The organism is Vibrio sp. 9-16B-A1, from assembly GCF_056726165.1.
Genome location: NZ_JBSDZD010000006.1, coordinates 250,840 through 262,795 on the forward strand (window position 1 = coordinate 250,840; position 11,956 = coordinate 262,795).

The window sequence follows — 11,956 nt, forward strand, 5'->3', positions numbered from 1 at the left end:
ATAATGAAAAAAAACACCGTATAAGTGGATCGGATCACCATCCGACACCGATTGCATTTGGAAGCATTGAGTACCATATATGTTTAAGTTCCATCGCAAACAGAGATTCAAACGTCTGCAGCACACCCTTATGGTCGCCTTTATGGCGCTCAGTATTATCCCGCTCACCGTTCTGGCACTGTTTTTCCTTCAGTCACACAGTCAGGACCTGGAGGAGCAGAGCACCTCTCACCTGATTTCCGTCCGGGACAGTAAGCAACAGCAACTGGCAGACTTCTTCTATTCCAAAGAATCTGAACTGATAGGTTTTGTTCGTTCAGAACTGGCTTACGCCAGTGGCGGCCGCTTCTACGGTCTGGTTAATGCCTTCCAGAACCTGGGAGAAAACATCGAAAAAGCCCGGGCACACGCCCAGCAACGCTATGTCACTGGCTCAGGAAACCAGGTCAAGACCTCGGTATTGCCCGAGTCCGGGGACTACGTGGGCAGCGAGCGTTACCGCCTGCTGCACAAGCGCTACCACTGGGCCTACATCGAGCTGCTCAAACGCTCAGACTTTGACGACCTGTTGCTGGTCGACGTAGACGGCAACGTAGCCTATTCCGTTAAAAAAGACGATAACTTCGGTACCAGCCTGGTAACCGGTAAGTATAAAGACTCCAACCTCGGCAAAACCTACCGCGCCCTGCGTGACGTGGTGGCTCAGCTGGACCTGGCCAACGATGAAATCCCAACCCTTATTTCGGATTTCAGCGAAGAGAACGGTGAACAGGTTTCCTGGTTCGCCGCCCCAATCGTTCAGCAGGGATACCTGCACAGCTATGCGCTGCTCAGAATGCCCGCGACCCGGCTGCTGCCGCTGTTCGATGAGGGCAAAGGCAATAATGAAATCACTAACCTGCTGGCCGGTGAGGATCTTCGTCCTCGCCTGCTGACCAACAACCAGCAGCAGATAGATAACAGCCTGAGCATCATAGAGGCCGCGCTGGGCGGACAGAGAGCCGTAAAATCCTTCAGGAACGCGGATGGTGAGAGCATCATCGCCGCCTTTGCTCCAGTGCGCCTGCGCAACATCACCTGGGCGCTGGTTACCGAGCTGCCGGAAAAAGTTGCTTACGCACGTATTCATCAGCTGGAGAAACTGTTCGTGGTGGTGATGCTGATCGCTATCGTGCTGGTATTTATCTGCTCTCACTATCTTTCCAACTTCATCACTTCACCACTGCTCAAACTAACCTGGTCGGCTGAGCGGGTATCTGCGGGTGATTTGCAGGATGACCTGTTTACCACCGAGCGCAAAGACGAAATCGGGCGCCTGGCGGTGGCTTTTGCCAGGATGCAACGTTCGATCCGGGAAAAAATCCAGCTGATCCGGACCCAGAATGAAGAGCTGGAAAACAACCTGGCGATCATCCGCCAGCAAAACGACGAACTGCAGGTTGCCAATAAACTTAAAGATGAGTTTCTGGCCACCACCTCTCATGAGCTGCGCACCCCTCTGCATGGCATGATAGGCATTGCAGAAGCACTGATTTCAGGCGCAAACGGTCCTATTCCGGCCAACCAGCGCCACCAGCTGGACATCATTATCAACAGTGGTCAGCGGCTGGCGACCCTGGTCGATGACCTGCTCGACTACCACAAGATGCGTTACGGCAGCCTGGATATTCAGACCAGTGCCGTCAGCCTGTCCAACGCCACGCGGCTGGTACTGGAGCTCTCCCAGCACCTGTTGGGTAACAAGTCAATCCGTATCATCAACCAGGTCCCGAGCGAACTGCCACTGGTCAGCGCCGATCCCCAGCGCATGGAGCAGGTGCTGTATAACCTGGTCGGCAACGCAATTAAGTACACCTCTGAAGGCAAGATCGTTATCTCTGCCACCCTGCTCGATGATGCTATCCGGGTACAGGTGGTAGACACCGGTCACGGCATTCCGGCAGAGCAGCTGGATATGATCTTTGAACCGTTGATCCAGGCCGGCCAGGACGCCAACCGCTACCGTCAGGGCGCCGGTCTTGGATTGTCTATCAGCCGCCAGCTGGTCGAGCTGATGGGCGGCTCGCTGTACGTCAGCAGCCAGCCTATGGTTGGCACTACTTTCAGCTTCTCACTGCCACTGGCAAGCGATGATCAGATTTCACAGGCCAGAGAGCAGAGTGAACACTTACATTTCCAGGCTCCAGAGCTCAGCGAAGCCCAGCAGGAAAGTCACTCTCTGCCGGAAAACAGCGATGGCCAGCTGATCATCGTCGCCGACGACGAGCCGGTTAACCGCCAGATCCTCGACAGCTTCCTGAGAATGGAAGGCTACCGGGTAAAAACCGCCGCCGATGGCCCGGAAACCCTTGAACTGCTGGATGAAGAAAAGCCGGAACTGCTGCTGCTCGATGTGATGATGCCGGGCATGAGCGGCTACCAGGTGTGTGAGCAGTTACGTCAGCGCTTTGACCACGCAGAACTGCCGGTGATCATGCTCACCGCCCTGAGCCAGACCAACGACCGGGTCCGCGGCTTTGATGCCGGGGCCAACGACTACCTGACCAAACCGTTTAACAAGCTGGAACTTGCTTCACGGATTAAAGCGCACCTTCAGGCCAGTAAAGCCGAAACACGCAGGCTTGAGAACACAGCGCTGCAGAACGAGCTGAAACAGCGGGCGCTGGTGGAAGCCAACCTGCTCGAAACCCAGGGACGCCTGCTGGAGCAGCTGGAAAACGCCCCGGAAGCCATTCTGTGTCTGGATCTGAACCACAAAATCCACTTTGCCAACCAGGCCGCCAGTAAACTGTTCAGACGCAGCCGCGAGCAGCTTAAACGCAGCCGTGCTGATGAACTGATAGCCCCTAAGTTCCTGGATGTAAAACAGGAACACTACTGCGGCCAGGTCGACCTGTTTATCGAAGACAAACGCTGCAGTTACTCCAGTGACATCCTGCAGATGCCTGAAGGCAACGAAATCCAGGCCATGTACATATTCGATACCGGAATTGGTGCCAATACCTCGCGTATTCAGGAGCTGGAAACCGCTGTTGAGGCGCTGTCGAGCTACGCCTTTGACGGAGACAAAAACAAGCTGCAGGAGCTCAAAGAGCTCGGTGGTGAGTTTACCCGTCTGGCGGATAAAGTCGGTGACCGCAGTGGCAACAAACAGCAACTGATGCGGGAGATTCTGGTCGATGCCATGACCACAGCGCTGGAGTACTGGGAAAGCGACACCGGCCAGACCAAGTTCGCCTTTGCCGAGCAGAGCGGATTATGGCGGGTATATCTCGACCGCAGCACCCTGCAAACCCGTACCTTGGACAAGTACCTGCGTCAGGAAACCCTGCCGAAAACACCACGCTGGCGCACCGTGCTCAACTCCATGGACTACATCCTGGAACACTGCCACGGCGCCACTAATCAGCGTGAGAGGCTCATCAGCCTGCGTGACCAACTGCAGCGGCTGCTGACGCAGTAAGTCCTTAAATCAACCTCTGAGCCGGTCCTGTGACCGGCTTTTTTGACGCTGGGTGCTGGGTGCTGGGTGCTGGGTGCTGGGTGCTGGGTGCTGGGTGCTGGGTGCTGGGTGCTGGCAGCCTTTCCCAACTCCCAGGACCTGTCAACCCAGGACCTCTCTTCACTCCCCCGTTTCTCGTCCCACGTAACCTCGCCCCCTAATCAATCCCTGCCGCCCTGATATCCACACCCTCCACCCCCTTCCTGCCACCTCTGAATCTCCTGCGCACACCCGGTGACAAAAAGGTTAATTTTCCACACTAAATAACCCCTTTAAACAAAGCATACAGAGGCTGTTTTGGGCTCCGCAAACGATCAAATGACCGCTTCAGTGGAGAGAATGTGTTCGCTTTGCGAAGCCAATCACAACAATTTGTCGAATTTATTTTTTCCTTATAAATTGACGGAGCCGGCGTGGGTTGACATGGATCACCATACTGACACTCCACAATAAAAAACCTTTAAATAATTACCCTATATAGTTAGCAACCACCAACATCAACACAGACATGGCCCATTTTTTGTGAGCCACATCGACCCACCAATTTTGCCGGACTTCATAGAGCTAAAGCAGGATTTAACGAAAATAACGTAGGCATTCGGGGTTTTAACGTTTTTAACGGAACATTCGTTTGACCATTTGCTTAGCAGGGTGTTTTCTTAGCCATGACCACAGGCTATAGGCCACCCAACTTCTGCCCGATGCAGTACGGTTGGACTCAAGTTGGGATAGTCAGTGGGGAGTGTTTATCAATTGATGACATTCACATTCATTTAGTGAAATAAAAGCAATGAGTAAGGAACAGCTATGCTTGCCAATATTAAGAAGACAGCACTGGCAGCTGCAGTGATTGCCGCAGCCACCTCGGTTGCCCCAGTCGCATCAGCCGCAGAACGTAGTGAACTCACTATCGTACCGGACTTCTACCCTACAATGGTACGTAACTTCAACCCGTACCTGCCTACTAACCTTCGTACGACAACTGACTTTATCTACGAGCCTTTAGTTGTATTCAACGAAATGCACGGTAATACGCCTGTTATGCGTCTGGCGAAAGATTTCCGCATGTCAGATGACCTGATGAGCGTTACTTTCGACATCCGCGAAGGCGTTAAGTGGTCTGACGGCGAGAAATTCACAGCTGATGATGTGGTTTACTCTTACAAGCTTCTGAAAGAGAACCCAGATCTGGATCAGCGTGGTATCAACAAGTGGGTATCTAGTGTTGAACGTCTGAATGAGTACCAGGTACGCTTCCGTCTGACTGAAGCAAACTCTAACGTACCGTACGAAATTTCTCTGGTACCAATCGTTGCTGAGCACGTTTGGTCTAAAGTGAAAGAGCCTGCGGCATTCACCAACGAAAACCCTGTTGGTACCGGTCCTTTCACCGAAATCGACACCTTCACTCCTCAGCTGTACATCCAGTGTCGTAACCCTCAGTACTGGGATAACGACAACCTGGAAGTTGACTGTCTGCGCGTTCCACAGATCGCAAACAACGACCAGCTGCTGGGTAAAGTGGTTAACTCTGAGCTGGACTGGACTTCATCGTTCATTCCTGACATCGACCGTACTTACGCGGCTGCAAGCCCTAACCACCAGTACTGGTACCCGCCATCAGGTACTCAGGCGTTCGTAGTTAACTTCAAGAACCCTGATCCTGCCAAGAACGAAGCACTGGCTAACGTAGACTTCCGTCGCGCGTTCTCTATGGCTATCGACCGTCAGACTATCATCGACATCGCATTCTACGGTGGCGGTACTGTGAATGACTTCGCATCTGGTCTGGGCTACGCGTTCGAAGCATGGTCTGATGAGAAAGTTCACAACCAGTATAAGAAGTTCAACACCTACAACGCTGACGGCTCTAAAGCGCTTCTGAAGAAAGCTGGCTTTAAAGACGTGAACGGTGACGGTTTCGTTGAAACTCCAACTGGTAAGACTTTCGAGCTGCTGATCCAATCGCCAAACGGCTGGACTGACTTCAACAACACTGTACAGCTGGCTGTTGAACAGCTTCAGGAAGTGGGCATCAACGCGAAAGCACGTACGCCTGAGTTCGCGGTTTACAACGAAGCAATGGTTAAAGGTACGTATGACGTAGCTTACACCAACTACTTCCACGGCGCGGATCCACACCTGTACTGGAACAGTGCATACAACTCAAACCTTCAGAAAGGTGCGGGTATGCCACGTTTCGCGATGCACTTCTTCACGGACAAGAAACTGGACAGCCTGCTGGACAGCTTCTACAAGACTGCGGATAAGAACGAGCAGCTGGAAATCGCTCACGGCATCCAGCAGATCATCGCATCTAACCAGGTTACCATCCCTGTAATGTCTGGCGCATACATGTACCAGTACAACACTTCACGCTTCACCGGCTGGTGGAACGAGAAGAATCCTAAGGGTCGTCCAAACATTTGGGCTGGTATCCCAGAGCGTCTGCTACACGTACTGGACCTGAAACCAGTTAAGTAACACGCTACTCCTCGCGGTGCACTCCGGTGCACCGCCTTTCAAAACTCCCCCTCTCCTTTTGCAAGGTATGGCGCTCGACGTCAGGGGATGACTCGTTCTGAAAAAGGACGTCCTGGTTCCAGGATCAGGTAAAAAACTGGGTGAGTAAGGTAAAAGTTATGGGATATTTTCTAAGACGTTTGTCGTTCTATTTGGTGGCGTTACTGTTTGCAGCCACTCTGAACTTTATAATACCAAGGGCAATGCCTGGTGATCCGGTCACCATGATGTTTGCCAACGCCACGACTCAGGTAACCCCTGAACGTATCGAGGCAATGAAAAAACTGCTGGGTTTTGTTGACGGACCAATCTTCGTCCAGTACCTGACCTACATTAAAAGCATCCTGAGCTGGGAGCTGGGCACTTCAATCAAATTCTACCCGCTGAGCGTAAATGAGCTTCTTGGCAACGCGTTTGGCTGGTCACTATTCCTGGCTGGCTCTGCGGTAATTCTTTCATTCTCGCTGGGCTCGATTCTCGGCATCTTTGCGGCGTGGAAACGCGGCAGTAAATTCGACACCTTTATCACTCCGGGCATGCTGATTGTTCAGGCGGTGCCTCAGGTGGTTATCGCCATGCTGACACTGTTCGTGTTCGCTATCGGCCTGCGCTGGTTCCCGACCGGCTACGCCTATACCGCAGGTAACATTCCTGACTGGACCAGCTGGGAGTTTATCAAAGACGTTGCCTACCACGCCGTTCTGCCTCTGTTCTGTGCATCCATTGTTCAGGTAGGTGGCTTCCTGGTCAACATGCGTAACAACATGATCAACCTGCTGGCAGAAGACTACATCACCATGGCGAAAGGTAAGGGCCTGAGCGAAAACCGTGTGGTATTCAACTACGCTGCGCGTAACGCCCTGCTGCCAAGTGTAACCGCACTGTCCATGTCGCTGGGTATGGCCATCGGTGGTCAGCTGATTGTTGAAATCATCTTTAACTACCCGGGTCTGGGCAAAGTCCTGCTGGATGCGATTAACGCGCGTGACTACCAGGTACTTCAGGGTCAGCTGCTGATCATGACTCTGTTCATGCTGTTCTTTAACCTGTTGGCAGACATGCTGTATGTCGTGCTGGATCCTCGCCTGCGCAAGGGAGGCAAATAATCATGAAAGATCTATTTAAACTGATCGTCGGTAACCCGGTAGCCCGTATTGGCCTGGTGATCCTGAGCTTCTTCCTGTTCGTTGCAATCTGTGCGCCGCTGATTACCAAGCACGCCCCGGACAAACGTACCGGTAACCCGCACGAATACCCTGGTTTCGTAGTGAAAGCAGCCAAGGAAAACCCGAATGGCTGGGTCGCTGAAAATCTGGCAACAGACCGCCGCACCCTGATCATGTCGAAAAAAGCAGACCACGTAATGGGTACCACCCGTATGGGCCGTGACGTATGGTCTCAGCTGGCTTACGGTGCGCGTGTATCTCTGTCTGTCGGCTTCGGTGCTGGTATGACGGTATGTTTCCTGGCGACCGTTATCGGTATCTCAGCAGGTTACTTCGGCGGCCGGGTGGATGACATTCTCACCGCAGCGATGAACATCATGCTGGTAATACCTCAGTACCCGCTGCTGTTCGTACTGGCTGCATTTATCGGTGAGGCAGGGCCACTGACGATAGCCATCATCATAGGCTGTACCTCCTGGGCATGGGGCGCGCGGGTTATCCGTTCCCAGACCCTGGCACTGCGTGAGAAAGAGTTTGTAAAAGCTGCAGAAGTTCTGGGTGAATCTTCATGGCGCATCATCTTTGTTGAGATTCTGCCAAACCTTATCCCAATCGTGGGTGCGAGCTTCATCGGCTCGGTGATGTACGCCATCATGATGGAAGCGATCATCTCGTTCCTGGGTCTGGGTGACCCGAACACCATCAGCTGGGGCATCATGCTGTACAACGTACAGACTTCATCTTCGATGCTGATCGGCGCATGGTGGGAACTGATTGGCCCATGTATCGCCCTGACCCTGCTGGTTACCGGCCTTGCGCTGCTTAACTTCGCAGTCGATGAGATTGCCAACCCGCAGCTGCGCTCTCACAAAGGCATGAAGCGCTGGAAGAAGCTGGCTGAGAAGGATCACAAAGAGCGTGAGCCTGAAATGCCGCCACAAAATGCACTATGGAGCGGAGATAAGTAACATGACTGAACCATTGATTTCCATCCGCAACCTTTGTGTGGATTACATTACCGACGCAGGCGACGTGCGCGCCTGTAACAACGTAAGTTTTGATATTGCGCCAGGCGAAGTATTCGGCCTGGCAGGGGAATCGGGCTGTGGTAAGTCCACCGTCGCCTTCTCCCTGATGCGCCTGCATAAGCCGCCAGCGTTTATCACCGGTGGTGAGGTTATCTTCAACGGTGAAGATATCCTCAAATACAGCGACCAGCGCATGCAGGCATTCCGCTGGAGCGAGATGTCCATGGTATTCCAGAGTGCGATGAACGCCCTCAACCCGGTACTGACCATGGAAGAGCAGTTCTGCGATGTGATTATGCGTCACACCAATATGAACCGCGAACAGGCCCGCCGCCGCGCAGAAGGTCTGCTGGAGATTGTTGATATCCACCCAAGCCGTCTGACCGACTACCCGCACCAGTTTTCTGGTGGCATGCGTCAGCGTCTGGTTATCGCCATCGCACTGGCTCTGAATCCTAAGATGATCATCATGGATGAGCCAACCACAGCACTGGATGTAGTGGTACAGCGCGAGATCCTGCAAAAGATTTACGCACTGAAAGAGGAGTTCGGCTTCTCAATCCTGTTTATCACCCACGACCTGTCGCTGATGGTCGAGTTCTCGGACCGCATCGGCATCATGTACTCGGGTGAACTGATTGAAGTCGCGCCTTCAAAAGAGATCCTGGACAACCCATACCACCCGTACACCCGTGGTCTGGGCAGCTCGTTCCCGCCGCTCACAGGTCCGAAGACCAAGCTGACCGGTATTCCGGGCAACCCGCTCAACCTGCTGGAAATCCCGCAAGGTTGTCGCTTCCAGGCCCGTTGTGACCGGGTTCACGATGCATGCCGCTCTACCGCGACCTGCCTGCGTGAAATCGAAGCGAACCGTTTTTCCAACTGCCACCTGTATGGTGAGCCGATCGCTCAGGCCAAGGTGTAAAACACCCTGGCCGTGGTAACAAGATTCTGGAGACAATTATGAGCAAAGATTTAGGCGAACTGCTGGTAGAAGGGAAAAACCTGGTTAAAGACTTCCCGATCACCAGTAACGCACTCAAACAACCAATGATGCGCGCCATCAACGACGTGTCATTCAAGATGTACAAGAGCCGTGGTCTGTCTGTGGTCGGTGAGTCCGGCTCGGGCAAATCCACTACTGCAAAAATGATCGCCAAGATGTACGCCCCAACCAGTGGCGTGATCGAATACAAAGGCCGTGATATCCAGGATATCACCAGCCGTAAAGACACCATGCACTACCGTGAAGGCGTGCAGATGGTATGGCAGGACCCGTTTGGCTCGCTGAACCCGACCCACAACATCTTCCACCATATCGCGCGTCCGCTGATCATCCACAAAAAAGTGGATCCGCGTAACAAGAAGGAGATCGAAGAGCGCGTTTACGATCTGCTGGAGCAGGTAGGCCTGATCCCGCCAAAAGAGACCGCGGCCAAGTTCCCGCACCAGCTCTCAGGTGGTCAGCGTCAGCGTGTCAACCTGGCGCGTAACATCGCGGTTGGTGCAGAAGTGGTACTGGCGGATGAGCCTACCTCGATGCTGGACGTTTCTATCCGCGCAGGTGTTCTTAACCTGATGGAAGAGATGAAGTTCGAGAAGCAGATGTCCCTGCTGTACATCACCCACGATATTGCGACAGCGCGTTATATCGCTGAAGACCTGGCGGTGATGTACGTCGGTCACATGGTGGAATGGGGTGATACCGAAGAGATCATCCACGACCCTCAGCACCCGTACACCCAGTTGCTGGTTTCTGCCGTGCCGGATCCGAAAAAATCCATCCACGAAAAGCTGAAAGGCAACAAAGGGGAAATCCCGCTGTGGACACCGGATTCTGTGGGCTGTCCGTTTGCCGGCCGCTGTACTCACGCCACTGACAAGTGTCGCGAGAAACTGCCGGAAGTGACCCAGCTGGCGGATAACCACTTTGTCCGCTGCTACCTGTACGAGAACTAACAGTACGAAAATTTCGCGGGGCCTGCGGGCCCCATGTTTTGCGATACGGAGAAAGAGATGCAAATTTTAACCAACCATATTGGCTACGAAACGCAGGGAAACAAACAGGCAGTGATCCTGCTTGAAAATACCCCCGCCCCGTCACAGCCATTTGAGCTGGTCTGTGCTGATACCCGCCAGGTTCTGGACACCTTCACTGCCGGTGAGCCAGGTCTGGTGGATAACTGGCACCAGGGCGCGTTTTGTTGCGTCGATTTCTCTTCTTTTTGTCAGCCTGGCCGCTTTTACCTGCGCGGCCCTGGCTGCCACTCCCACCCATTTGAGATCGGGACGGGACTGGCGATGCAGCACTGCTTTTCAGATCTGCTGCACTACTTCAAATCTCAGCGCTGTGGCGGAATATTCGACCGTCAGGACCAGAAGGTTCCCGTGTTTGGCAGCGATGAGACCGCAGACGTACGCGGTGGCTGGTACGACGCATCCGGCGATGTCAGTAAGTACCTGACCCACCTCTCTTATGCAAATTTCTTTAACCCTCAGCAGACACCCATGGTGGTGTGGAACATGCTGAAAGGCCTGGAGCTTTTGGAGGAGCGCTCCGACTTTGCAGCATTTTCCCGGGTAAGACTGGAAGAAGAAGCGCTGTTTGGCGCGGATTTTCTGGTTCGTATGCAAAACCCGGAGGGTTTCTTTTATACCACTGTCTTTGACAAATGGAGCAAAGACACACAGCAACGGGAGATCTGTGCCTACGAAACCCAGCAGGGGCATAAAACCGCCGATTATCAGGCCGGTTTTCGTCAGGGTGGTGGTATCACCATCGCCGCCCTCGCCCGTGCAGCACGCCTTGGCGAACACGGTGAGTACACCAGCCAGGAATATCTGCACTGCGCAGAGCTGGGTTACCGGCACTTAAAGGAGAACAACCTGCGCTACCTCGATGATGGAGAGGAGAACATCATCGATGAGTACTGCGCACTGATGGCGGCCACAGAGCTGCACCGCACCACGGGCGAACAGCGCTACCTGGCAGAAAGCCAACAGTGGGCTGCCCGCCTGTGTGCCCGTCAGAAAAGTGATGAACAGCAGCAGCACTACTGGGCGGCGACAGCCGACGGCTCCCGCCCGTATTTTCACGCCGCCGAAGCCGGCCTGCCGGTCATCGCCCTGTGCGAATACCTCGCAGCAGAGCCGGACAGCGGACGCCAGAGCCAGGTTGCTGAAATCGTTGAAAACGCAGTGCGTTTTGAGCTGACTATTACCGCTCAGGTCGCCAACCCATTTAGCTACCCGCGCCAGTACGTCAAAGCCGTCTCCGGTGACAAACGTGACGCGTTTTTTGTCGCCCAGGAGAACGAAACCGGTTACTGGTGGCAGGGTGAAAACGCCCGCCTGGGTTCACTGGCCACCATGGGATGGCTGGCAAGACCCTGGCTGAGTGAACAGACTGCAGAGCAGGCCGGGCACTACGCCCAGCACTGCCTGAACTGGATTTTAGGCCTGAACCCGTACGACATGTGCATGCTCGACGGGAAAGGTTTCAATAACCCGGACTACCTGCCTGAGCTTGGCTTTTTCAACGCCAAAGGCGGGGTATGTAACGGGATCACGGCCGGATTTGAAGACGAGCACGACATCGCCTTCAATCCAGAGCCTCAAAAAGACGATATGTTACAAAACTGGCGCTGGGGCGAGCAGTGGATCCCGCACGGCGCTTGGCTGTTAATGGCGGTCATGGCTCAGTTTGACCAGTGTCCGCTTCAGGAGGAGTAGTTCAT

The 11,956-nt window shown here is 53.8% G+C and carries 7 protein-coding genes; all 7 read left to right on the top strand.

The features are described 5' to 3' along the window. The first annotated feature begins 79 nt into the window (after positions 1 to 79). A complete protein-coding gene (locus ACVB80_RS12340; protein WP_481081582.1) occupies positions 80 to 3,463 on the top strand; it encodes a response regulator in 3,384 nt (1,127 codons plus the stop codon). A gap of 846 nt (positions 3,464 to 4,309) precedes the next feature. After that, the gene (locus ACVB80_RS12345) at positions 4,310 to 5,986 is read left to right on the top strand and encodes an ABC transporter substrate-binding protein (protein WP_481081583.1); all 1,677 of its coding nucleotides are present in this window, start codon (positions 4,310 to 4,312) and stop codon (positions 5,984 to 5,986) included. A 158-nt stretch (positions 5,987 to 6,144) separates the two neighbouring features. Next, on the top strand, positions 6,145 to 7,131 hold the full coding sequence (locus tag ACVB80_RS12350; RefSeq protein WP_481081584.1) for an ABC transporter permease: 987 nt from the start codon (positions 6,145 to 6,147) through the stop codon (positions 7,129 to 7,131). Positions 7,132 to 7,133: 2 nt separating this feature from the next. Beyond that, entirely contained in the window at positions 7,134 to 8,159 is a 1,026-nt protein-coding gene (locus ACVB80_RS12355) for an ABC transporter permease (protein WP_481081585.1), read from the top strand. Position 8,160: 1 nt separating this feature from the next. Further along, entirely contained in the window at positions 8,161 to 9,144 is a 984-nt protein-coding gene (locus ACVB80_RS12360) for an ABC transporter ATP-binding protein (RefSeq protein ID WP_481081586.1), read from the top strand. 38 nt (positions 9,145 to 9,182) lie between these two features. Continuing rightward, positions 9,183 to 10,178, top strand: a complete 996-nt coding sequence (locus ACVB80_RS12365) for an ABC transporter ATP-binding protein (RefSeq protein WP_481081587.1) — start codon at positions 9,183 to 9,185, stop codon at positions 10,176 to 10,178. 57 nt (positions 10,179 to 10,235) lie between these two features. Continuing rightward, entirely contained in the window at positions 10,236 to 11,951 is a 1,716-nt protein-coding gene (locus ACVB80_RS12370) for a glycoside hydrolase family 9 protein (protein WP_481081588.1), read from the top strand. Positions 11,952 to 11,956 lie beyond the last annotated feature (5 nt).